The 26,091-nt window shown below is 33.4% G+C and carries 16 protein-coding genes; 4 read left to right on the forward strand and 12 right to left on the reverse strand.

What is annotated here, in order from left to right:
• Nucleotides 1-127: 127 nt before the first annotated feature.
• The 3 genes from ABID42_RS20885 to ABID42_RS20895 all read right to left on the reverse strand — a co-directional run bounded on the left by ABID42_RS20885 (nt 128) and on the right by ABID42_RS20895 (nt 3,113).
• Nucleotides 128-1,006 carry a hypothetical protein gene (locus tag ABID42_RS20885; RefSeq protein WP_367285317.1) on the reverse strand — a complete coding sequence of 293 codons (879 nt, stop codon included), beginning with the start codon at nt 1,004-1,006 and terminating at the stop codon, nt 128-130.
• Between the two features lie 281 nt (nt 1,007-1,287).
• Nucleotides 1,288-1,992 carry a LytR/AlgR family response regulator transcription factor gene (locus ABID42_RS20890; RefSeq protein WP_367285318.1) on the reverse strand — a complete coding sequence of 235 codons (705 nt, stop codon included), beginning with the start codon at nt 1,990-1,992 and terminating at the stop codon, nt 1,288-1,290.
• Nucleotides 1,989-3,113: a sensor histidine kinase gene (locus tag ABID42_RS20895; RefSeq protein WP_367285319.1), complete on the reverse strand. Its 1,125-nt coding sequence runs from the start codon at nt 3,111-3,113 to the stop codon at nt 1,989-1,991. The genes ABID42_RS20890 and ABID42_RS20895 overlap by 4 nt, the downstream gene beginning before the upstream one ends.
• Before the next feature lie 216 nt (nt 3,114-3,329).
• On the opposite strand from ABID42_RS20895, the gene ABID42_RS20900 reads away from it, so the two are divergent.
• The gene (locus tag ABID42_RS20900) at nt 3,330-4,583 is read left to right on the forward strand and encodes a S41 family peptidase (RefSeq protein ID WP_367285320.1); all 1,254 of its coding nucleotides are present in this window, start codon (nt 3,330-3,332) and stop codon (nt 4,581-4,583) included.
• A 299-nt stretch (nt 4,584-4,882) separates the two neighbouring features.
• Here the strand turns inward: ABID42_RS20900 and nhaA are convergent, their stop codons facing one another.
• Nucleotides 4,883-6,049 (reverse strand): Na+/H+ antiporter NhaA, encoded by a 1,167-nt coding sequence (gene nhaA / locus ABID42_RS20905; RefSeq protein ID WP_367285321.1) that lies wholly within the window; start codon nt 6,047-6,049, stop codon nt 4,883-4,885.
• A gap of 1,077 nt (nt 6,050-7,126) precedes the next feature.
• Here nhaA and ABID42_RS20910 point away from each other — a divergent pair.
• Nucleotides 7,127-7,600, forward strand: a complete 474-nt coding sequence (locus ABID42_RS20910; protein ID WP_367285322.1) for a DUF1281 family ferredoxin-like fold protein — start codon at nt 7,127-7,129, stop codon at nt 7,598-7,600.
• Between the two features lie 130 nt (nt 7,601-7,730).
• Here ABID42_RS20910 and ABID42_RS20915 read toward each other — a convergent pair whose 3' ends face one another.
• The 6 genes from ABID42_RS20915 to ABID42_RS20940 form a co-directional block, all read right to left on the reverse strand.
• Nucleotides 7,731-8,540, reverse strand: coding sequence for an SDR family NAD(P)-dependent oxidoreductase (locus ABID42_RS20915; protein WP_323259685.1), 810 nt, complete (start codon nt 8,538-8,540; stop codon nt 7,731-7,733).
• Between the two features lie 4 nt (nt 8,541-8,544).
• On the reverse strand, nt 8,545-11,811 hold the full coding sequence (locus ABID42_RS20920) for a glycosyl hydrolase (RefSeq protein WP_367285323.1): 3,267 nt from the start codon (nt 11,809-11,811) through the stop codon (nt 8,545-8,547).
• A 44-nt stretch (nt 11,812-11,855) separates the two neighbouring features.
• Nucleotides 11,856-13,364 carry a glycosyl hydrolase family 79 N-terminal domain-containing protein gene (locus tag ABID42_RS20925; RefSeq protein ID WP_367285324.1) on the reverse strand — a complete coding sequence of 503 codons (1,509 nt, stop codon included), beginning with the start codon at nt 13,362-13,364 and terminating at the stop codon, nt 11,856-11,858.
• A gap of 118 nt (nt 13,365-13,482) precedes the next feature.
• Complete coding sequence (locus ABID42_RS20930; protein WP_367285325.1) at nt 13,483-15,933, reverse strand: glycoside hydrolase family 2 TIM barrel-domain containing protein; 2,451 nt, start codon at nt 15,931-15,933, stop codon at nt 13,483-13,485.
• A gap of 145 nt (nt 15,934-16,078) precedes the next feature.
• Nucleotides 16,079-19,009: a TonB-dependent receptor gene (locus ABID42_RS20935; RefSeq protein ID WP_367285326.1), complete on the reverse strand. Its 2,931-nt coding sequence runs from the start codon at nt 19,007-19,009 to the stop codon at nt 16,079-16,081.
• Between the two features lie 171 nt (nt 19,010-19,180).
• On the reverse strand, nt 19,181-19,561 hold the full coding sequence (locus ABID42_RS20940) for a hypothetical protein (RefSeq protein WP_367285327.1): 381 nt from the start codon (nt 19,559-19,561) through the stop codon (nt 19,181-19,183).
• Nucleotides 19,562-20,231: 670 nt separating this feature from the next.
• Here ABID42_RS20940 and ABID42_RS20945 point away from each other — a divergent pair.
• Nucleotides 20,232-20,969 carry an NUDIX hydrolase gene (locus tag ABID42_RS20945; RefSeq protein ID WP_367285328.1) on the forward strand — a complete coding sequence of 246 codons (738 nt, stop codon included), beginning with the start codon at nt 20,232-20,234 and terminating at the stop codon, nt 20,967-20,969.
• Nucleotides 20,970-21,263: 294 nt separating this feature from the next.
• Here the strand turns inward: ABID42_RS20945 and ABID42_RS20950 are convergent, their stop codons facing one another.
• Complete coding sequence (locus ABID42_RS20950; RefSeq protein ID WP_367285329.1) at nt 21,264-22,727, reverse strand: ATP-binding protein; 1,464 nt, start codon at nt 22,725-22,727, stop codon at nt 21,264-21,266.
• A 1,367-nt stretch (nt 22,728-24,094) separates the two neighbouring features.
• On the opposite strand from ABID42_RS20950, the gene ABID42_RS20955 reads away from it, so the two are divergent.
• On the forward strand, nt 24,095-24,685 hold the full coding sequence (locus ABID42_RS20955) for a recombinase family protein (protein ID WP_367285330.1): 591 nt from the start codon (nt 24,095-24,097) through the stop codon (nt 24,683-24,685).
• A gap of 23 nt (nt 24,686-24,708) precedes the next feature.
• On the opposite strand, the gene ABID42_RS20960 is transcribed toward ABID42_RS20955, so the two are convergent.
• Nucleotides 24,709-26,067: an HlyD family secretion protein gene (locus tag ABID42_RS20960; protein WP_367285331.1), complete on the reverse strand. Its 1,359-nt coding sequence runs from the start codon at nt 26,065-26,067 to the stop codon at nt 24,709-24,711.
• Nucleotides 26,068-26,091: the final 24 nt, after the last annotated feature.

Genomic DNA, 26,091 nt, shown 5'->3' on the forward strand with positions numbered 1-26,091 from the left:
ACAAACAAAGCTACTTCAAAAAAGTGGCTTTGTTCTTTTATTTAAGTCTCATTTGAATATTTAAATTTAGCTTTTCATTAAATCCTTGATTGTACAGCGGTACAACAATTAGTTACAAATTTTGTAGTTATTCTAGTCTTAGCTGTTCAATGATTTTAGAATCAACCCAATATTTTTTTGACTCCCAATATGTGCTTCCACCCTCCCTTACTTTTTCTTCTGACCTTTCAAAAAGCAAATATTTTCCATCAGGGGTTAATCTTGCACCACTTTCTACTAGTTTTGAATTTATCTTATCTCCCATATTGATAGTTGAACCCCATGAGCCATCTTGCTGTCGAAAACTGATATAAATGTCAGACTTGCCATATCCATCTTCTCTCTCACTATCCCATATTAAGTAGGATTCATCAGGTGCTATAAAGGGGTGGGCTGTCAATTCCCCTGAGTTAATCTCCTTACCGAGTAGTTTTGGTTCTTCACGCTTTCCGTCTATAATCCTTGATATGCGGATTCCTTTATTGCTTTTATAGTCGTCAAAAACAAGAGTACCCTTAGAAGATACTGACATCACCATAATACCCAAATCTTCCCTATCAAACATAGAGCCTAGACTTTTAATTTTGGACCAGCCAGAATCTGTACGCTCTATGTAGGTCCATCTAGAGTATAAGATGTTACTATCGCTAGGATTATGTTTAAAGCTATACTTATTAACCCTGTAATAACTACCTTCATTACGATACACAACAACGAGAGGCTCAAACGGGTCGTTACCTTGATATGTAAAATAAAACTCATCCATATTCAAAGAGTCAGTATCCCATAATTCCCAATCTTGAGAGGTGCTCTTTTTAGGAATAAAAATTTCGGGGTTTAATCCTGGAGTTTTATGTCCAAAGTAAAGGTTCTCTTTCGTTAAAGGATTATTCTTCTTTGTTTCAAACTTCTCTGTTTTGCAAGCACTTAAAAATAATACAAATACCAGTACTGTAATTTTAATCATGTGATTTCTCATTGCTTAATATGTTTTAATTACCTCCAACGTCAGTCTGTGAAAAAAAACTCAGTTGTATTATCTCCCTATATCATAATTATCCAATGAATTGTTGAATTATATGTTTCTTCTAGTTTTGTTTTTTCTATTCTTTGCGAAATACATTTTGATAAAATTCTTTCCATATATAATTTTCATGCCCTTTTTCAAAACTCTTTTCCTATTTATTTGATAATCTTTTCCAATTTTGCAAAAAGCATGGACTTTTCTGTATCACTTGCAAAATAACATCATAAAAGAATCATGATATTCTCTTTATAGGTTTGTCCAATTGGCACTTCATACTCATTTATTAATATCCTGTTGCCTTCAATCTGTTTGATTTTATTTTTAGCAACAATAAAAGATTTATGAATCCTTATGAAATCACGTTTTGGAAGCAACTGTTCAAAAACTGAAATTTTTTGATGGCTTACAATCATCTCATTCTTTAAATACACTTTGGTATAATGCCCATAAGCTTCTATGAATAATAAATCTTCAAAATGAATTTGATGGTACTTTTTATCCCCACGCAAGAAAAAGCTATTACTATTTGACGCTGTTTCACTTATTGGCAATGCAGTTATGTTATTCCTATTTTGACTACTATCAATTGTTTTGTTAATCGCTTTTATGAAACGGTCAAAGCTAAACGGTTTTAATAAATAATCAGAAATATTAAGTTCATAACCTTCTAACGCAAATTCTCTGTAAGCTGTGGTCACTATTATTTTGGGTGGATTGGGTAGTGTTTTTAAAAAATCGAAACCAGATAGTTTGGGCATTTTTATATCCAAAAACAACAAGTCAACAGTATTTTCATTTAAAAATTGTAAGGCTTCAAAGGCGTTATAACAACTTCCTTTCTTTTCCAAATGTTGCAAATGCTCGCAATAGTTTTCAATAATGCGATGTGCAATAGGTTCATCATCAATAATTAAATAGTGAATCATGTCATTTCTATTTTAAGGGCTAATTTGTAAATAGAATTATTAACTTCTATTTGTATTTTGTGTTTGTTAGGATATAATAATTTCAAACGCTGTTTTAGGTTCTGTATTCCAATACCAGCAGTTGGGGAAGATTCTTGTACTTCAAAATTATTTTCAATATCAAAATAAACTATGTGAGCATCAATTTTTATATTAATATGGATGTAAGCATCTTCTGTTAAGCTTTCTACTCCGTGTTTAAATGCGTTTTCCAAAGGAATAATAAACAGTAAAGGCGCAATTTGATAGTTTATTTCGTAATCATGATTAAAAACAATATCGACTCTTTTCTGGTACCTAATTTTATGCAATTCAATGTAGTTCTTTAGATATTCTATTTCATCCTTCAACAGTACAACATCTTCTTTCCCCATATAAATAGTATAGCGCATTATATCTGATAATTTTAAAACAACACTTGGTGCATCATCAGATTTTTCTATTATCAAACCATATAAATTATTTAAAGTATTGAAAAAAAAGTGCGGATTAATCTGGCTTTTCAATAACGATAATTCTGCTTTAGTTTTTTTTGATTCTATTGTTTTCATCCATTTCCACTGCTGATAAAACCAGGTTAAAAGCAACACAAAAAAAGGAACTGTCAAGATGATTTTGATTTCTTTTTCCTGCTGGAAGTAACTGTTTAAATCATCAATATAAATTCTTATATAGTAGAAATAGCCTAAAGCCAAGACATAGAAACCAATTATCATCAATGCGTTTTTCTTAAAATAGGAAGGTGCTAAAATGGCAAAAAAGGATAATCCAACACCAACTAATCCGACAAAGGTTATTGGATTATCAATTATTTTGGAATTAACATCATTTATTATGATTACAAAAAATACAAAAATCAGGATAAGCAACTTGAGACTAGTGGCTTTATGCTTTTTTAAAAACGAAAAATAATGAATAGGCAAAGAGATTAGTAACCAGCTAAAAATAAAACTAAGCATATTCGCTAATACTCCCGAATCATCAATATAAATGAAATTAAAATACAGTAAAACAACCACTGCTATCCTTTGGATTAGCAATCCATATAAAAAGGCTTTGTACTTTTTAAGAAATTCAATCATGAAGTCAAAATTAATAGAAATTGACTTTTTACCAGTACAACGTGCACCAATTCACTTAAAAGAAGCATAAACGTTGCTTTTTTCGACTTAAAATAGATTTGAACACACAAATCAATTGTATGTGATTAATATTAACTGGTTGATGATAAAAATTTTAGACCGTTTTAGTTTACTGATATGTTTGTTGAAAATTATAAATATTAAAACTAAAACATTATGAAAGTCTATCTCAAAACAATGCTATTGATGTTATTTGTAATCCTACAAGATACAGTAGCACAAGACACTAAACATTTACTGAATAAAAAAGAGAAAAATGCCGTTGTATCAGCAATAAAAACTCATATTGAAGAATCTTACATCGATTTAGATTTATCAAAAAAAATGATAATTGAATTAGACAAAAATTTAAAATCTAATAAGTATGAGAAAATTACAAGTCCTGTTGAATTCTCTAAAACAGTAACTGAAGATTTGCAAAGTATTAGTAAAGATTTGCACCTAAAAGTTCGATTTGAACCAGAGCGTATCGCCCAGGAAAAGCTTATTGTTTCTGAAGAGAAGCAATTAGAAATGGAGAAAAGAACAGCTATGCAAATGGCCGAAATAAATTACGGATTTACAGAGGTAAAAATACTGGATGGAAACATTGGTTATTTAAATTTAAGCCAGTTTACAGATATAAAATATGCTGAAGAAACTGCTACAGCAACGATGAATTTTTTAAGTAATACCAATGCAATCATTATCGATTTACGTTCAAATGGAGGTGGTGTTCCAAGTATGATGCAGTTATTATCGAGTTACTTCTTAGATAAAACACCTGTTTTATTAAGTGACTTTTATGAACGAAAAACAAACACAAAAACGCAAATGTACTCATTTGAAAATGTAAATGGAAAACGAAGTACAAACAAACCTCTTTATATCCTAACCAGTAAGAACACTTTTTCGGCAGCAGAGGCATTTACTTATACTTTAAAACATTTAGACAAAGCCATTGTAATTGGAGAAATTACTAAAGGTGGTGCTAACAGAACAAAACGAATTAATTTAAATGACGAGTTTACAATATCGTTATCTTATATACAATCTATTCACCCTGTTACAAAAACTAACTGGGAAGGAAAAGGAGTTGAGCCTAACATAAAAACAAATGAAAAAGACGCTTTTATTTATGCGTACATAGATGCTATTAAAAAGACATTTAACAGAAATAAGAATACTATTTTAAACAAAATTGGCTACGGTTTTTTTAAAGATAAATTGATTGATAATGCCATTGCCGTATTTCAGGAGAATGCAAAATTATTTCCAAATGATTCAAATTCATGGGATAGTTTAGGGGAAGCGTATTTTGCAAATCAAGATAAAGTGAACGCCTTAAAATCATACAAAAAAGCTTTAGAACTAGATTCTAGTTCAGAATCTGCAAAAGCAATGATTCAGAAATTAGAAGTCATGAAATGAGAAAAACTTACAGCAACCGCTTGGCGCTATAGTTAATATATTTATTAGCTAAAATTTACATAGAGCGAAATTGAAATAACAAAAAAAGCCTTTAAAATAAATCATTTTGAAGGCTTTTAATGCAAAATAACTAATAATTCCAATACCAAAAATCTTACTTTAGCTATCAAGAAATGTCAAAACAGGTTTTTGGGTGTGCTTATCAAGCTTTTTCATCTGAGTAAAGTTTTAGTAAAAAGGATTTTAACAAAATAACTTGAAGATGCTTAAATCCTAATTCAAAAATGATATGATTACATTTATTGAAGTTCAACTTTTAGATTCCCTTTTTTTGTCGAATCTAAAGAAAAATAAATTGCCATAAAACCGATAAAAGCTGCTATGGTTGAAGCAATTAGAATCGTAATTTTTGAGCCGCTTTGAAGGTGAATATCGTCAAATGCGAGTAAAGTAATAAAGATTGACATGGTAAATCCGATACCTCCAAGGAAACCAACACTCATAATTAATCTCCAATTCAAGTCTTTGGGTAATTTACAAATACCTAACATAACGGCTAAAAAGCTGACTAAAAAGATTCCCAATGGCTTGCCTAAAACTAATCCTAAAGAAATACCCAAACTATAGTTTTGAGTAATAATTTCTGTTAAGTTAGTATCCACTACTATTGCAGTATTTGCTAATGCAAACAAAGGGAGAATGATAAATGCTACAGGTTTATGTAGAAAATGTTGCAACGCATAAGATGTTGATTTTTTATTTCCATTTCCAAATGGAATGACAAATGCTAAAAGAACACCTGTTATGGTGGCATGAACACCTGAGTTCAGCATAAAATACCACATCGCAATACCACCAATGATGTAAGGAATCAAACTTTTAACCTGCAAACGATTTAGTACAAATAAACTTCCTAAAATACCAAAAGCAATCAATAAATTTAGCCAAATGATAGTCTTTGTATAGAAAATGGCGATAATCATAATCGCTCCTAAATCATCAATTACAGCTAATGCAGTAAGAAATATTTTCAATGAATTTGGCACTTTGTTCCCTAATAGAGATAGTATTCCTAGAGCAAAAGCAATGTCTGTAGCCATAGGAATTCCTATGCCAGATTGTGTATTTGTACCAAAGTTAAGTAATATATATACTCCAGCGGGAATCATCATTCCTCCCATTGCTCCAAAAATAGGGAGTAGTGCATCTTTTATATTTGAGAGTTCTCCAATATAAACTTCTCTTTCTAACTCTAAGCCTATAAGTAAGAAAAAAATAGTCATTAAGCCATCATTAATCCAAAATTCAATACTTTGTCCAGCAAAATTTGAATGCCAGAAATGCGAATAAGTACTTCCAAAAGCTGTATTGGCTAAAACCATTGAAATAATAGTACAAGCAATGAGTGTTAAACCTCCAGACTTTTCGCTGTCAAAGAAGGCTTTGTATAGTTTTGTTATTTTCATGTGTAAGGATTTTAAAATACTTGCATTAGACAGACAAATTAAACATTCATTTGCCATCTTAGCCCTAATTTTTCCTACAAGATACTGCATATTCAGGGTTTTGGAAAGCAAGTATTTTTTCACTTGTCCAATAGATAACCTCAAATTTCATCAAACAGAAATAAGAGTCATACTTAATTTTGAAATCACAAAAAAGCAGTCTAAATAAGTTTTTAGGCTACTTTTTTGTGATTGAAGGAAACGAATTCATCCTATTAGAGCTGAGTAAATTTAGGAATTTTTGAGACATACACAGTAGTTATTCCTTTTGCCTTAAGGCAAAAAGTAAGGACGAGAACAAGTGCAAACACTTTTAAAATCTTCTAAAACTTACTTTTTCAAGAGAAAAATCAAGATGACTCGTGTTTTGAATTTGTCTAATCCACAAAGTGATAGGCTTGCTTTACAAGCACATTAAATTTAGAATTTTAATCTTGAAACGCCGAAAACGGACGGCAACATACATCAATACTTCAAACCTCTAATTATAACTAGATTAGTTACTAATGAGCATATCATATTTTTTCAAAATTGTAACATGAGCAAGACCTGCTTATTGCTTGATCACTAATCCCATAACCTATAAAAGAGTTTTAAGAGGATGCTTTTATAAAGTATAGAGAAAAACTCTTAACACAATCCCAAAGCAATATTCTTTAACATTTCCTAAATGCTTTTTCCATTGGCTTCCACATAGGCTTTTATTCAAGAGCCAGATGCTGCTTTGTCCCATTTCAAGAGCAAAGGTATGAACGTGTTCTTAACCCAGAAACAAGGTCACGCCTTGGGTTTGCCAAAAAATCTCCACCCATGCGGGTCGTATTTATTTGGTAAAACCTTGTTCCTGCTAAACACTAACCTTTTATGCTCCTGAAACGAAACAAAGCATACTCCGACTCTTTACACGAATAAAAAAAATGTCAGACATGAAAAAATACAGCATTGAAAATGGCAATAAAGTGAAACGAAACAGCACCACCTCTCATTGCCGAATAAATCTAAATAAATCAAATCACATCAAATTAAACAACACAAAATATGGCAAACTGGTGCAGTAATATGGTTACTTTCGAGGGAAGTATCGAAGCAATCAAACAGATACAACAGCTTTTCGAAGCAATGAAAGAAAACGAAGAGAAAACAGGACAAGGGCAACTGCCCGACTTTACAGACAATACTAACGGAGGTTATTTTTTCAATATCTATTGGAACGAGGGAGACGAAGGCATGTTTCAGTATGAGACAAAATGGGCACCCAATTCCGAAATATTAAGAACGATAGCAGAAAGGTATCTATTGAACTTCATTCATGACTATGAGGAAATGGGCAACGGTATATACGGTAAAGCAAGTTATCAAAATGGGATACTAGACGATGTGTGTTTAAGCGACGAAGAATTGGAATTGTATTCTTTTGACGAAGAAACTGATACCTATCATTTTGAAGGAGAAGTCTATGAAATAGAATACGAGATACTGGAAATGCTTCTCGAACGAAAACTATCTTTCTGACAGTAATGGCTTTAAAGGTTTGTTACCTTAATGGAACAAACCTTTAAGTTATTATGAGGTGGAGCCTGAAATAACAGTTTTTGACACATTACACCCAGAACAGCAACAAGAAGCAGACGAAACCCCTCAATTACATATCTTTCAACGTTTTTTTCATCATTTTTCCAATGAAATTAGTCGCTAGCTTTGGATTTAGGCGATAAAGTAAATCCAAAATCATGGCATCTTTTCCAACGGTTACTCTGTATTTGTCGCATTCTATTGCTCGAATAATTATTTCAGCAGCTTTTGAAGCTGGTAAAGCTAATTTTGTTTGTTGCGAATTAGCTTCAATTTTGGGTTTTCCAAGTCCAGAATTCTCTGTAATGTTTGTTGCGATTGCCCCTGGATGTACAACTGTAACCTTTACGTTGGTATCTTTCAGTTCTGCATACAGTCCTTCTGTAAATATTTTCACCGCAGCTTTAGCAGCTCCATAAATAGTTTGTCGTGGAAAAGGAATAAAACCTCCCATACTCGAAATATTAACAATGTGTGCTTCTGGACGCTCTAAGAAATGAGGTAAAAAGGCTTTGGTTAAATAAACCGTTCCATAAAAATTGACGTTGATAACTCGGTTAATCTCTTCAATGTTCAAATCGTTTACTGGAATAAATTTTTGAATAATTCCTGCATTATTAATAATTCCATCTACTGAACCAAAGTGCTTGATAACCTCATTTGGCAAGGCATCAACTTTTTCTTTATTAGTAATATCAAGGGTAAAAACCTTAAATCTATCATCGCCAACACCTGCTATTTTCTGGGTTTCTAAAAGTGAATTTAAGTTTATATCAACACCTACCACATTAGCTTGTTTTTTGATTAATTGTAGGGCTAATTCTCTTCCTATTCCACTACCAGCACCTGTTAGTACAATGGTTTTATTTGCTATTTGCATTTTTTTATTTGTTAAAATAGATTTTAATTGGAGCTAATAAACCTGAAGGTAACAATTGAGCGTCCTTTCTGTAAAATGGGATTGTAGTAAAAGTAGTTTTCTTGGCATTGGGTTGGGCATCGCCAATCAAACGATTTACCCAAAGATTTGAAACCTTGATTTGGATGGTATTTTTGCCAGTCTTTACAGCTTCTGAAATATCCAGTTTAAAAGGCTTCTTCCATGCTGTACCCACATTTTTACCATTAATAATTACTTCAGCAATATGCTTTACATCACCCAAATCAATGATATAATTTCCTGATTTATCAGGGTTGCTGAGCGTAAAAGTGTTTTCATAAGTAGCAGTTCCCGAGAAATACTTAACATCTGCATCTGGATTTTCAGACCAAGAGGTAAGTTCTTCAAAATCAATAATTTTGTTATTGAAATTTGCCTTCCAAGTACCTGTTAAGGGTGTAACCAAACTTTCTTTACTTGCTGTTTTCGTGTAACTCTTTGCTGCTGTTTTACCTTTGAAAATTATAAAATATGCGTCCCAAGATTCAAATTTCAATGGTATAATAGTTCGCCCATCTACTATTTTATAAGAAACTTTTTCTGTTTTTCCCGTTTGAGGATTCCACAATGCTGGTATTTTTCCACTTACCTTAAAACTTACTTCTGTATTAGTTGACTCTTCTCCACGATTATTTAACCAATAAATATCTTGGTCGGAACTCTGACGATGACGGTAAAGTATTTTATTTTTTGTACTGCTAATTATTACATCAGGTTTTAAATTGATTTTATCAAACGCTGTAACATTTGTTTTCGACCAAATTTCATCAGCCAATTTCTTGAAATCTGATTCGTTATCCGTTAAACTTGGTGATTTTTCGGGTTTTGTTCCTATTATCTTTACTCCATTATCTACCAACGATTTGATTTTTTTCAGCACTGGTAGTGTCATGTACTTTGCTGATTCATCTAATATCAACACCTTGTACGTATTTCCGCTTTTAGCGATTAACTCGCCGTTTTTTGCTTGTATGGCGTTGAGTAAAGCAGATGTATTCACAAAATCAAATTCAAATCCAGTAGGAATATTGGGTAGTTTCTCTCTACAAATCCACGTGATATTGGTGTTTTCTCCATAATAATAAAGGATATCGGCAACGTTTTTACCTTGTTGAAGCATATATGAGCTTCGACCCAAATAATCCATCCAAGCTTTTGCTCCTGCTCCTGCCCATGTTTCTTGACGAGTAAAATACTGTCCGAATGGCCCAAGTGAAAAACCTGGTTTCCTATCGTCAAGTGGTTGATGAACAGAAGTATGAATTACAAAACGGTTCAATCCAGAAGCCATCTCAAGATCTGCGGTGCGCTTTAATTTTTCTGGATGCCATGAAAAAGCATTTTGAATTGCCGTCATTGATTCTGCTGCAACTATAGATTTTCCATAAATATTGGCTACTGAGGCTGATTCACGAATATCGGCTTCGCTTCGTACTTCTTCATTTCCACCTGATTGTAAACTACCAGGAGTCCACATCGCAGACATCGGAATCTCAGCATTACGTTTTACATCCATTCCATCGGCCAAAAATATACGTCCATTTTCATGCGATTCAGTATAACGTTTCATTCCTCTTTTGTTCAATTCTTCGCCAATTACTTCATAATGATTTTCGACTATCATTTCACCAATCGTTTTACGAAAATCCCAAAGAAAATTTTCGCTTGCTTCTGTGTTTTTCACAATACGACCAATCAAAACAGGAATCCAAGGTGTCATATCATATCCACGGCGTTTTTTGAATTCTTCAGGAAATGCTTTTGTCCAGTTCATGTGACCCGCTTCGTAGCTATCCAAAACCATGTATTGCAAGCCTTTTTCACCCATCATTCCACCAGTTGCATCTTTGTACATATCTAAATAAGTATTGATGTATTTTCTAACAGCGTCTCTGTCGAGTTTATCTACTTCTAAACCTGTTGCTTCGGGTGATGCTGGATGATTTTGACGACCCGTAAGAGAATATCCAAAACGGATAATTCCCCAAATTCCTGCTGGAGCTTGCCAATTCAGTGTTCCATCTGGTAGCATTTTATTAGTTAAATCTATCACATCTTCGGTCGAAATCACATCCTGCATTACTCCTTGACCCCCTTTTATCATGTTATTTTGTTCTCTCCAAGGCGTAAAACCTGCCTTATCTTCGGCTTGGTCGATTCTGTCAGTATTGTAAAGGATAAATTCTGAAACTTCAACACCATCTGGTTTTTCTACCTTTGGATTTCCACCAGACATTGCTGCCATCACATTCATAGGTGGCGGTAATGTTTTATAAGCTATTCTCCAATATTTGGCTGTGGTTGCAGGAAAGCTTATCGTATTGAATGGGACGATACTACTTGTAAAAGCAGCAATTTCTTTAAAATTAATACCATCGTCACTCGCTTTTATCGAACGATTAAGGGCTACACCATTAAAATCTGACGAACCTCTTGTAATTGCTCCAGCAATAGATGCCGCTTTGAATATTTGGGGTGAATCAAATTCATATTGAACCCACATATCTTCGCCTACTGCCATTGGAGGTAGCATTGTTGCATTCCCCAAATCACCATCGGTAAGATTCTTGAAATTGAATGCTCCACCACTAGAACTTACTTTTGGTGTAAAATCCGCAAACGATTTATCATTTTGAGGCAAACGAAATGCAATAACCATCGCATCACGATAAAAAACAGGTTTGTCGCCTACATATTTACTAAAAAATGATTCTGTTTTGTATGGAGAAGATTGGAATTTACCTGCAATATCTGACGGTTTTGGTAAATTTAATGATATGTTTTTTCCCCCTTCGACTCTGGTTTCTGTCCATACATATTTTTTCATGGCATCTTCTGGTTTTACCCAAGGACCTCCTGTTACACTCCAACCCGGTGAGCCTGCAATAGCCATTTCTAAGCCCTTTTGATTAGCTAATTCCGTAGTGAATTTGAAGGCATCTTTCCATTCTGGAGTCATGAAAACCAATTTTTTGGGTACAACTACAGGAGTAAGTAAATTAGCATCAAAATTCTGGAAACCTCCAATTCCTGTTTTTTCAAACCATTCAAGGTCTTTTTTTATGCCCTCTTTGGTGATATTACCATTCATCCAATGCCACCAAACTCTTGGTTTGGCGGCATTGGGTGGTGTTTGAAAATCTCTCAATTGCGGGCTTTGGGCAAATGTAAGACTAGGAATTAGGAGAATTCCAGTGATAATTTTTTTCATGTTTTTCAATTTAAAATCATGGCTTTTGAGCCAAAAAGACTGTCTTACTTACTAAAAGTCAGGAACATAATACTGTAAGCAGGTAACTCAACAATTCCCTTTTTTACTGTTTTTCCTTCTATTTCGGGTAATTCATCATTTGCAGTCAACTTCAATACTTTTCCGTTTAGGCTAACTTTTTTAGTCACCAATTCATCGGCAGTAAGTAAATATTGTTTTGCATCAGCAGGAATACTTGCAGAGGTTGCTGTTTTATTGGTATTCAGTATCATTACTGTTTTGCCTTTTGATTTATTTTTCAGATTATGAGCATAAGTATATACCCCTGTTTCTGAATTTCCTGCTTCGTACACTTGGTTTCCCATGAGTTTATTCCAAAGATGAGCTGCCCAATAATTTGGGCGAGGATTATGAGTATCATGGTCTAACAAACCATATTCACTTCTTGCAAGCGTATTGTGCATGACTACTTGAACGCCCTTTTTGGCTAATCGCCCCATTTGGTCTAAATATCTGAAACTATCAATATAGGTAGCTGCCCAAGGATTACCACCACAAGCAGTCTCGGCAGTTTCAGTTAGCCAAATGGGCGTATTAGGCATATATTTATCTCTGGCATTTTGATAAAATTCCAGTCCCTTTTCAGTTCTTTTTAACCAATCTGGTGATAAGGCATTTTCTACTTTTTGCCCTCCTAAACAACGCTTTGAGATATTACCGTAATAGTGGTATGTAAATACTTCAAAACTTGGTTTTGGTGTATGTGATAATAATTCATCAATCGGAAAGTCTAATCCAGCAGGAATAATACCACCTTCGGTGCTTGACCCTGGACCAATAATTCTCATTTTAGGAGCATAAGTACTTGCAAAGTCCTTAAAAAGAGCGAATTCTTTGGCGAAAATCTCCCCGTTATATCCTTTAGGTGCATCGCCATGAATGGCGTGAGAAGGCTCATTGAAAAATTCGGCAGCGTGAATATCACCACCCACTGAATTGGTATAATCAATAATTGATTTTACTTGTGTTGGTTGCCACTTTCCAGACTCGTCTCGCATACCCTCACTGATAGGAAATGATGTCACGAGTTTTCCATCAACTGCTTTACAAAAATCTACTACGCCTTTCCATTGTTGACGAGTAAGTATATTTTTAAACCCTTTGGGCGGGCTACTTAACTTAGGTCCATCGTTGTTTTGAAAAAAAATGGCATTTGCCCAAGTACCGCTTACTCTTACATAGGTTGGTCCTAATCCAGCAGCAAGATTTCGTAATTTTTTTTCGTATAGATTTATTGGTTCAATTTTCCATTTCAAGGCATCAATCCCCTTTCTATCAGAGTGTTTTCTGACAGAATCTACCAAATTGTAGGGAATCCAGAAATCGCCACCAATAACCTCACACATTTCTATATTGAATGATTGATACCGCTCATCTACCTTTCCGATAAAGCTCATATCTTTCAAATTAATTTTGTTTTGTGGAGCGTTTTGCTGTGCAAAGACATTTCCACCTAGTAAAGCGAAAACCCAAAAAAGGAGTATTTTTTTCATGATTTTAATTATTAAAAGACATTCTAGTACTTATTTGTATTCTACCTGTTTGATATTTTTATTTAAAAATCACTATAGAAGTGAAGAACCTATTTACCTTATTACAACTATCACTCTATTATTGAGTACTAATAACTATTTGAGCAGCCGTTAACCCATTTGAATATGCTTTCAAAACGATATTCCCCTTTTTACCTGTAGGCCTAAGTATTGCCAAGCATTTTCCATTAGTAGTATTTCGCTTAGGTTGCTGAAAACTTGCCATTTCGGTTGGACTTGCACTACCTACACCAGCCAATTCACCTTCGCCACTGATTGAGAATTGAATCGGCACATCGGCAGTTGGTACAACTTGATTATTTTCATCTACGATTTCGACTGCAACAAAAGACAAATCGTTTCTACTCGCTTTAATTTTAGTGCGGTCGGCTGTTAAGCGAATTTTATTGGCAGTTCCTACCGTTTTTAATACAACACTTTGGGTTTCAATACCATTTTCTACATTTACAGCTTTGAGTGTACCAGCTTGATAAGGCACTTGAAATCTTGCCATAATGCTATTTGGGGCTATTTTTTGTTCATCAATAAGTTGGTTATTCAAATATAAACGCACCAATGAAGCCCTTGAAAATACTCTTACTTGCAATGGTTTACCTTCTGCACCATGCCATGACCAGCTTCTTTTTTCTAAAGGCCATCCCCAATCACTTATATTTTCGACCATGCCATCAGCAATGGGTTCATGTACTGCCATTTCGATAGGGCTGTTTCTCCAAACAACATCTCTGTAATAAGATTGTGGCTTTTTGTTGCCTACCAAATCGATATCTCCACACCAAGCATTAAACCAAGGATACTTCAATAGCCTTACTTTCTTTTCCATTTTATCGTAAGTTGCATTACCTGTTGAGGCTTCTCCGAGATAATCAAAAGCCGTCCAAACAAAGTCTCCAATGATATAAGGGTGTTTTTCTACTAAATTCCAGTTTTCTAAAGCATCTTTAGGGAGAGACTCCGACCCTACCATAATTCTATTAGGATATTTTTCATGGTCAGCCTCATACCTTTGCCATTCGTAATTATAGCCACCAACATCTAAAAGAGCGAAAGCATTAGCGGTTGTGTCCCATTTATAAGTAGGTTTATCCCAAAATTTGCAAAGTGCTTCTGTTACTGGGCGAGTAGGGTCTATTAAATGGACTCTATCAACTAATTTTTTTGCGGTTTGTAAGCTATCTACTCTTTCAGGAATCTCATTTCCAATACTCCACATAATAATAGAAGGATGATTTCTATCTCGAAGAAGCATCGCATCTAAATCTTTTTGCCACCAATCTTTAAAAAATGTATGACTATCATGCGGCAATTTAGCTTTTTCCCATGCGTCAAAAGCCTCGTCTATTACCAACATTCCCAATCTATCACAAATATCAAGAAATTGTTTTGAGGGCGGATTATGGCTTAGGCGTATGGCATTAAAGCCATTCTTTTTAAGAATTTCTATTTTTCGTTCCTCTGCACGATCAATAGCCGCCGCACCCAAAGGACCATTATCGTGATGAACACAGCCTCCTTTCAATAAAACTCTTTTACCGTTTAAGGTAAATCCGTTTTGTGCATCTACATGAACACTTCTAATGCCAAAAGGTGTTTCTACTCGGTCAATTGTTTTATTACTTTCTTTAATTTCAGAAATGAGCGTATAAAGCGTAGGTGCTTCGAGTGTCCATAAATTAGGATTACTGACAATTATTTGTTGATCCGTTGGACTCTTTGTATTTATTTTTTGAGTTGCTTGACCAACTATTTTTCCATTTGGAGTTACGATTTTGGAAACCAAACTCACACTTTGAGGATTTTGTCTTTCATTAATAATAGTTGTGTGTATTTTCACTATAGCCTTTTGCTTGTCTATCAAAGGTGTAGTTACATAAACGCCCCACGTAGCAATATGTGTTGGATCGGTTACAATCAGTGAAGCATGTCGATAAATACCCGAACCGCTATACCAGCGAGAATTCATTCCTTCATTTCTTACTTGTACAGCCAGTACATTTTCTTGACCAAGTGGATTTAGATAAGGTGTTAAATCATAATAAAAAGGAGTATATCCATTCGGATGATTTCCCAAATGATGTCCATTTAACCAAACATCCGAGTTCATATAAATGCCATCGAAATAAATACTTACTTGCTTGTTTTGAAATACTTTGTCTGTTTTAAACTTTTTCCGATACCAAGCTGTGCCTCCTTTGGTAAATCCTGTGAAAATAGACCCCATACTTTTTCTATCGAAAGGACCAATAATAGTATCCTTTTTTTGATTTGGCAAATCTTCGATACTCCAATCGTGTGGAATATCTAATTTTCGCCATTGAGTATCATTGAATGCAATTTGCTGGGCATTAGCAACTTTATCTTTACTAAAAAGCCAATCACTATCAAAAGGAATATTTCTTCTTGACTCAATTGTTTTGTTCCCTCCTTGTGCCAAGGATGAATGAAATAAAAATAAGAATGGCGCTATAAATCCTCCTATAATAGCCCCTAAGTTTTTATTTGATACCATTTCTTAAACTGTTTAATTAGATTTTGAAAAGACTATAACTGGTGTAATGGTTTGCATAAAATAAAATAGGAACAGTTTTACGTGTGTATTTTGAATAAAGGACATGGCACTGATACGTCATACCATGTCCTTTAAATTACCCACGTTAAAATTTGTAACTGAGTGTTAAAAAATAAGCTCTTGGAGGTAAACTTAGTGTATAATACACGGCATTAGGATTAGCCTCTAAGTTTGCCTTTGTAAAGCCTTGCGTGTTCAATGATGCAGGGAATGAACCAGGAGCAGACCATGACATTACACCATTTTGATTAAAGAGATTATTAATATTGGCTTGTAATGAAATGTTTTTGTTAACTGTATAGCCTACGTTTAGATTTGACTGATTGAATGAAGGTAGTTTAAATGTATTTGCAACATTTGCCATTCTACTACCCATATAAGACCAATCTATTGAAGCAAATAATTTACCTGTCGTATATGATGGCGATACTCGTAACATCACTCTTGCATTATTATCGGTTTCATTACCTGAATAAGAAACAACTTTATCATCTGCATTACCATTCGCTCCTAAGTCCCAAGTACCATAATCAAGAGCGACTGATTTTTGAAATGTTGCCACTGCTCTTACGCTGAATTTCTTTGTAAAAGCATAATTTGATTCAAATTCAATTCCCTGTGTTTGGTATTTATTATACACAACTGGCGTAACATAAAGTGTTGATACATCAGCGGTTTCTTGTCCTTGAACTTGTTGAGGAACATTACTTAGCAAGCTATAAAATGGCGTGATAAATAAGCTTGCATTTCCTTTTTTCAGTTTAATACCAGCCTCAAGTTGTTGTATTTTCTGTGCAATTGGGTTGATAAAACGCTCATCAGCAGCAGCACTTACATTTAAGAACATGCTTAAATCTGGCGATTTACTTCCTTGCGAATAACGACCATAAATAGCTAAACCATCATTAAACCTATAATTTAATCCTCCAGAAAACGAGAATGTTTCAATAGGTTTATCATAAGAATACTTTTTTGTAATTTTAGCATAATAGTTATCATATAATGTTAAAGGGTTTTTATCTGTACCGCCATCTGTTGCTGCAAATTGAGTAGCTATTTGGTTTGTTCCTTTTACACGAATTGTCTCATAACGTACTCCCCAATCCAAGTTCAATTTTGGTGAAATTTCCCAGTTATGTCCAAAGAAAGTTGCTAATTGACTTTGTTTAACATTAAAAATGGATGTTGCAACACTTCTTCCCATTCCTCCAGTTATACCATCTGGATTTGTGACTTGATAAACCACTCCTTTAGCATCTGTGTAAGTAATAGCTGTAGGGCTTATACGTGGAGAAGTCATTTGATTATACATTGTACCCACTCCACTAGGATTTTTACGGCTAATATCTGAAACACTATAAAAAATACCACCTGTAAAACTCATGTGGTTAATTTTTTTAGATAAAGTAGCATTTTCTATAAATTCATTTCCTTTATTATCAAAGACAACTAATGGATTGAAAATTAAAGAATTAGGAGAAGCATTAGCACCCGGTAAACTTCCATTCAATACACTAAATTTAATTCCTGCGGGTACACCATTAACGAAATTTAGCCCTTGATTTACCTTTAATAAATTCCGTCCAGTAGCTAAATCAATGAAATCATAAGTGCCAAATTTTCCGGCTAAATTATTTAATCCATAAAAAATCACATTATCCACAGCAATAGGATAAGGAACAGAAGTAGCATTCCAAAAAGATGATTTATCAGAGTATTTAAATTTATTTTCAAAAGTCCATCCTTTCCCAAAATGCAAATCATAATTTAATGAAAAAGACAGCTCTTTAGAATGAATTTTATCCCTTGAATCAAAGGTCTGTTTTTCACCAGTATCATTGATTGTATATTCAGCCGTAACTGGTGGAATCATTACTGAGTTGGTTTGCTCAAAACCAGGTACTAACTGAGGATTCGTGAAGCCTACAGTTGGTAAATATTCAAACCATGTATTTCTATCGTTCAAATATTTTGCATAAAACTTTACTGAACTGTTTTTAAAATGTTTTACTACATTTGCCTTCACTTGTCCACCTTCATTCATCGGATATCCCGGATATCTTGCTCCATCATTTTGTCGCCAGAAACCACCAATATTATAAGTTAAGGTCTTATCTTTTGATAAAGGTCCACCAAAATTTGCTTCGAAACGATAGTAAGGGTTTATGCCATTTCCCTCTAAACCATATTTGCCCCTTACTTCTCCCGCAAATTCAGTCCCTCCTGTCTTTGATACATAGTTAAAGATTCCTCCGGGGGCATTGTTGCCTAAAATAGAAGCTGTACCACCTTTTACTGCTTCAAGTTTTCCAATAGTAATATCAGAGCGCAAGAAGTAATCTGGACCAAAAGTCCCAAAAGTTCCATTAAATACAGGCAAGCCATCTTCTTGCATAGAAACATAATAATAACCACTTGAGCCATCAATTCCTCCCGTCGTCACTCCACGAGAAGTAACAGTATTACGGATTTCGCCGGGGGCTGAATTGACAAAAACTCCTGATATATTTTTTAGTAAATCTGCCGCACTAAGTGGGGCTTGCATCTGTATTTGCCTTGTATTCAACACAGAAATGGCAACAGATGACTCCATACGGCTACGTTTGTCGAAAACTCCTGTTACAACAACTTCTTCTAAAGCATCAACATCTTCAAGAAGTTCAATTGTCAAGGACGTTCTACCAGATAAAGTAACCTCCTTTGTAACATAACCGACAGAAGAGATGACAAGAGTACTGTTGGGGTCTGTCACTTCTATTTTAAAATTACCAGATAAATCTGTAATTACACCCTGTTTTGTTCCTTTCACTATAATCGTTGCTCCTACTACAGGTTCTTTTTTCTCGCCAATAATAGTTCCTGTGATGGAAACACTGATTTTTTTCTCATACTTAATTGCCGTAAGTCCAACTGATGCTTGAACTACATTAGGCACAAATGCAGCACCTAATAGTACTAATCCTTGAAAAAATGATAATCTGAAGGTTTGTACATACGAGTAATAATTTTTCTTCATATTTTTGTATGTTTTGTTTTAGGGAAATCGAAATGAAACATTTTACTCTGAGTGTGAGTGGCCATACCCACACTCAGAATTAGTCAATGGTTATTTTGACCATTGACTATTTTTTTTAACACTAAACACTATTTAACTTGTGCTAGATATTTTAATCTAGGATAGTTTATGCTATTCTTTTAATCTTATACCTTTAGCATCAAACATTCCCATCATACTTCCTTTTAAAGTATTTTCATCAGCTTTAGACATTTCCAAGTTCACATCGTAACCACTTGATGTGAAGTAAATCGTGATTTTATCAGCACTATCTTCAATTTTAGTAATGGCAATTTTTTCTTTGGTTGGGTTAGCTGGATCAGATAGTTCTCCTGTTAATTTTCCATCCTTACGAGTTAAATTAGTTGAAAATTTAGCATCTCCATTAGGCGTTCCCATAACTGTGAATTCCCACTTTCCTACAAAAAAATCTTTTGGAGTAGTGTTTTGAGACAATCCATTAAGGGTAATTCCGAAGAATAAAGTCAATAAAATAATAATTGATTTGTTCATTGCTTTGATTTGTTAAAGTTAAAAATTGATTACAAAAAATTATTTAAACATAAATTCTTTTTGAAAGAGAAACATCAGCTACATATTCTGCCGAAAGGTTCCTTTTTACGATTTGTACTTTGTCAAAACCTCAGCCCACTCATTAGCCTACTCTTGACAATATACGTCGTCATATTTAGTATCAACTGAAATACTAAACTCAATTGTAAAACATTTGTATGAGTACTAGCTATACCTATTTAGGTATAGACTTATTTGAATACATTTCACAGCTATACTTGCCATTTATTTAATTATTCCATGACAAAATTATAAAAAAAAATCATATTGTATATTTTATATACTATAAATTTTATTTTTTTTATACATTTGTAGTCACAAGGATTTTAACAAGAATCTGAGAGTCATATCTTGAGTAGGAAAGGCATTAAAATAACGACAAGAAAAAATCTAAATAAGTGTAATTTTGTGCGATATCACTATCAAACTGAAATGCAATTTGTTGATCATTTAATGATAAATGATATCTTTTTATTGAATACTTAATACGTATTCAAATCAAAAAATACATACAATAAAATGTATAATTAGTCAAAAACTAGAATCTAACTTAGATGAATTGATAGAGAACCCTCCAATTCATTCATACTATTAAAACATTTAAAACTTCATGGAATTAAAAAATTATGCCCCTAGTAAACTAAATTATATTCATCAAATAACTATTGATTGTGTTATTCTTGGGTATTCTAATAAAGAGATAAAGGTATTAGTTCCTAAGCTAATATTTAATGGGGATTTTTTCGCATTACCAAGTGGGTTTGTCTTTCAAGACGAAGATGTAAATGATGCGGCAAAAAGAATTCTTCATGAAAGAACAGGTCTTGAAAATGTATATTTAGAACAATTTCAAGTATTTGGACAAGCTAAAAGAAATAGCACAGTTTTTCTTGATAAGTTAAGGTCGCTAAATCCTGATATTGTGAGTGACCAAAATACAGCCGCTAGAGAACATGAATGGTTTACTAAAAGATTTATTTCTATTGGATATTATGCTTTAGTGGACATTAACAAAGTTGTGCCACAAAAAAGTTCATTAGACCAATCTATTAGTTGGTTCAATATAAAGGACATACCTGAAATGATTATGGATCATAAACAAATTGTTATAGAAGCAAGAAATGCTCTAAGAGTAGATTTAGACGAAAAAATAAGTGCATTTAAACTACTTCCAGAAACGTTTACGATTAAAGAAATACAGGAGTTGTATGAAACTATTTATGAAAAAGAGTTCGTAAGGACTAATTTTCAGAAGAAAATATTAGAATTGAATGTATTAGAAAGGCTTGAAAAAAAATATACAGGTGCAAAAAATAAAGCACCATACTTATATAAATTTAAAAGTTAGCAAGTGTAATTAACAAATCACATTTTCTCCCCTTACCAAAAAACAACTTACACAAAATAAGGGATAGTGTCGGATTTTTAATTTTTGTTTGGATATTACTAAAATATTAGTGTTAAGGTAATAGCAAATTCATAAAACGTATTTTTGCATAACGTTTCCTTTTTAAGATTATGCTAAAATACGTTTTAATTCACCTTAATTGAGACATAGTTACTCAAATCTTTTGAGTAAGAAAAATTGATTGCGATGACAGTCTCTTTATTCATTAGTCCAACCAAACGTCCGTTTAAACTATCAGAGAGACTCGTTCATCCAGTTAGATTTTTGTATTAAAGTAACAACTCCTATGTTGTAAGCATAAATGGCCGCAGGGACAAAAGTAATATTCAGATTATCCAAGGTTCTATTACCTGTTTGGTCCATAGTCGTTACCAAAGTAGCCCTAAAATTATTTTGATTGCAAAAATGTAATAAACTGTTTAACTCCTGTGGTTTATCAAAATAGCGATTACTCCATTTAACTTCAACACACCACTGTGGTCTAAATAATTTATTATCAATGAGAACAATGTCCACTTCACCTTCAGAGCGACCCATTTTCCAACGTGCATACTTTAAATCAAGATTTTCCCTGTGCATCCATTGAGAAAAAATAGCCGTTTCTACCATATTACCTGTCTCATTATCGGTTTCTTGTATGGGTGAAAACAAGGCAGTACGTAATGATGGGTTTGTTAGATATACTTTGAAATTAGTAATCCGCTTAAACTTCTTGGCATTATCGTCAATTTTATGAATGACCTTGATTAAAAAAGCTGCTTCTAAGTATTCTAAGTACTTTTTGATAATTTCTTTTTGAATACCGCTATCTCTTCCCAATTTTTCATAAGAAAATTCATTACCTGAATTATAAGCTAAATAACTGAAAAAGCTATTGAGCTCCTGAACGTCTTTGATACCGTATAAACTCGGGAGGTCACGTAACAAAACTTTATCAACAATATCGTTTTTTACGTAGCGTCCCATATCACGCTGAATTTTTTCAGACAATACTACTTCTGGATACCCTCCATAGTTGAGATAATGGAAAAACTCTTTATTCAAAGCCTTATTATCGTGCGTAGTAAAAAATGGTACTTCTTTTTCGTTATAAATAATTGACTTTGATTGTACTAAATGATTTAAGCCTTTAAGATGTATATACTCATGGAAAGTTAATGGTGGTAACATGAAATCTGTAAACCTACCAGCACCACTTTCTGTACTTTGCAATCGTAAAGCTGCTGCTGCCGAACCAGAAACGATAAACTTTGTTTTGGGATAAAAATCGACTAATACTTTGAGATGACGTTCCCAATCTTTCAGATATTGAATTTCGTCAAAAAACACAAAACACCCATTCAAACTTTCTAAATGGACGGCTTCTTTTGCCAGCAACAATATATCCTCAAGACCCAGTTGCATATAAATAGGATTATCGATACCAATAAAAAAGATTTTCTGAGGTGGAATATTTTCTGTTATCAATTCTTGTATGGCATGAAACATCATAACTGTTTTGCCTACACGTCGTGGTCCCATTAAAACCACCGCCCTTTTTATTTCGGTTTCTTTTACAAAAGGGTAGAACAAATCAAAATATAGTCTTTTTGACATATCCATGTACGTTTGTTGTACTTGACCTGTGAGCCACCAAGGGTTTTCGTACTGTAAACGTTCTATTCTTTTTGATGTTGGAATAATATTATTAAAGTTCATATTTTTATTTATTTTCACGTAAATGTAATAATAAATAAAATAAATAATACTTATATATACAAATAAAACACTTTAAGCTATATAAATTATTATTAATGGTTTATTTCCACCATTCCATCACCACACTGTTATTGGTCATAAGTTTTGCAAATATCATTCAAACAGATCATCCATCGTTAATCCATTTTGGATACTCGAACTTGAATACTCATTAGGTTTTATACCAAAAGTAGTCAACATGTAAGAAAAATGGATTTTGGGGTAGCTGTTACTTCTTTAAAAGATTGGATTTTTTGTCGCAATTTTGCATCATACTCTTTCGTAATTACAAATTCATTGATTGAAAACTTTATCTCGAAAAGGTTTATCACTTGATCTCTTCGATTAATTACTAAATCTATTTGACTACCTTTCGTTTCCCCCTCTCCTTTCGTTCGCCAAGAGTATGTTTCGCTGGCTACTCCTCCCCTCCAATATTCAATGCTCTTTTAATCTGTGGAATATGTGCAAAACAAACTTGCTCAAAAGCAAGTCCAGACCATGTTCTAAAAGCTGGATTATCAATTTTATTCAACCAAATGTTGGGCTCATATTTACCTGATTTATCAATAAATCGAAAATAGAAAAGTGTATAAAAATCTGAAATACAATAAACCTAGTTAGCCAATTTTAATCCAAACTTAGGTAGCTTAGCAATAAACCCACTATTTAAAATTTTGGTCATTGTGCCGCCAGAGGCAATATTTGTATTTTTTACTAATTCATCTCTGTTCAAAGCCCCACCCTTTTCAAAAGGTGTTTTAAAGATTAATTCATGTTTTCAGCATCTCTAAATAAAGAGGAAAATATATATCGGCTAACAATAAATTAATTTTCAGCCAAAATATTAAATATTTGTTAGTTTTGGCTGAAAATAGAAACCAATTTCTTTGATATTTTAAAGAAGAATTAACGTGAATTGTATTATACTAAAGAAGTTTTTATTGGTTAGTAACCAAGGGTATTTTAATATAAAGTGCTCTAATCATCAGTACTTATTATGTGTTTTTAACATCATATATTAAATATAATAGTTGTGTTTGTCCATCGCACGACTTAGCTAGTTTTCAAAATCATTATAGTCTCTCAATTCAAATCTTCTAATTCTTAATCTTATTCAATTATTGCATGAAGTAACTTTCCTAAATACCAGTCATCTACATTCTTTAGTCCAATCAAACGTGCGTTTAATTATACAATATTACTCTTCAATAAATTTATTGAAGAAATAATCTAAAACCCTCAAAAGCCACTCCAAATTGTATAAAATACTTGTATATTATTCAAAGTATAAATATCTTTACTCATACATGAATAACTATATACAAATGAAGATAGGATACGCTAGAGTTAGTACCAAAGATCAAAACCTCGAAATGCAAACTGATGCTTTGACAAAAGCTGGTTGCGAAATTATTTTTACCGAAACGGCTTCGGGTGCAAAAACAGATAGAATTGAACTTACCAAAATGCTAGGCCAAATTCGTAAAGGCGATATAGTAGTGGTTTATAAATTGGATAGATTGGGAAGGTCTTTAAAACATTTGTTAGAAGTAGTAGCTTTCCTTAACGATAAACAAGTTGGAATTCAAAGTATCAGCGATGCTATTGATACGACTACTCCACAAGGGCGTTTGTTTTTTAATATCTCTGCTTGCTTTGCAGAATTTGAAAGAGACTTAATCAGAGAAAGAACAAAGGCTGGCTTAGAAGCAGCTCGTGCCAGAGGAAGAAAAGGTGGTCGTCGCCAAGGAATGACTAAGGAAGCTGAACAGAAAGCAATATTAGCCGAAACCTATTACAAAGAAGGCAAAATGGGTGTAAACCAAATTGCCTTAGAAATCGGAGTTTCTAAAATGACACTTTATAAGTATTTGAGACATCGGAAAGTGGTGATTGGGAGTTACACTAGAGTATGATTTGTTTATGTTTTGCATTAGATTTAGTGCTGATTAAGTATTTTCCGAAGTCCGTAAAAAGTTCGTTCTAACAATCTCAAGTCTTCAGTAATAATTTCCAGAGACCCTTCCATTTCTGTTCTAAAAGGTAGAGTTTTATCATAGTTCGTTTTTAGCCCTTTAGGTAACTTAATCTTTATTCTGTATTGATTGCCCATCGGGGTGGATTCTATTTCATGAATATTGCCAGATAAACTTCCATATTCTTCAAAAGGATAATTAACCAATTTAATAATTACTTGTTGTCCAACTTTTACTTTCCCAAAATTTTGTGCTGAAACATTAGCAAAAGCTACAACTCCACCCTTTTGAGGCAAAACAGCAAATAAGGTATCACCAGCACGAATCATTTGGTTTTCTGTAAGGTTCTTTAAAAAACTTAAAGAGCCTTGCGAAGGAGCAGTGATAACATAATTTTGCTGCCAATTAGCTAGAAGATTGTCTATATTCTGAATTGACTGTTGAATATTGTCCCTGTAGGTTCTAGTTTTTTGAAGATATTCAAAATCTAACTCTACTAACTGCTTTTGTCTTTCTGAAAGTGTTAAACTATTCTCAACTAATACTTTAGCATAATTTTCATTATCTTTCTTTTTTTGTAAAAAAGTATTTTCAAAAGCAAGAAACTCTAATTTACCATATACTTTATCTTGATAAAGCTTTTTATCTGCCACATATTTAATCTCTACATTGCTAAACTCTTCTTTGTTTATTTCAACTTGACGTTGGTTAATAAGGACTAACTTTTTATAATCTGAAATTTGCTGTATCAAGATATTCTTACGTTGCACATAAATCGCATCTCCCAAAAGTCTTTCCGATTCTTGGTAATTTTTCAGCAGAGTATTATACTCTACTTGTAAATCACCAAAGGTGAAGGTGTTCGAAGGAAAAACTACTTTTAAAGACGTATTTTGTAAATACATCTTTAGCTGTTGAGAGAGTGTTTGAAGAATGGGTAAGTTTTCAAGACGAGTAGTATTTTCTATTTCAGCAATAAAATCTCCTTGTTTTACCAATTGATTAGGTTTCACCAACAATCTTTGTAATCGCCCTGAGACTTTGGGAATCACTTTCAACGGTGGAATTTCAGTCGTAATCATCACATTTCCTTTGATGATTTCAGGATATTTAATGTACCATGAAGCTACCAAACCCAATATGCCCAACAAAGCGATTATTGTTAAACCATATCGAATAATCGAAGCGGGTCGTTTACTCAAAATTTCATTGACTTCTTCCGACCGAAGTTCCAATTTTGGTTTTGGCAAATCTACTATCTTCGGTTGTGACCCGTTCAAATAGACTATTGGAGGCTCTTTGTCTTTAATATTTATTTCCATAAATTCCGTAGTACAGGTTTTCAA

This window comes from Arcicella rosea, from assembly GCF_040543805.1.
Taxonomy (GTDB): domain Bacteria; phylum Bacteroidota; class Bacteroidia; order Cytophagales; family Spirosomataceae; genus Arcicella; species Arcicella rosea.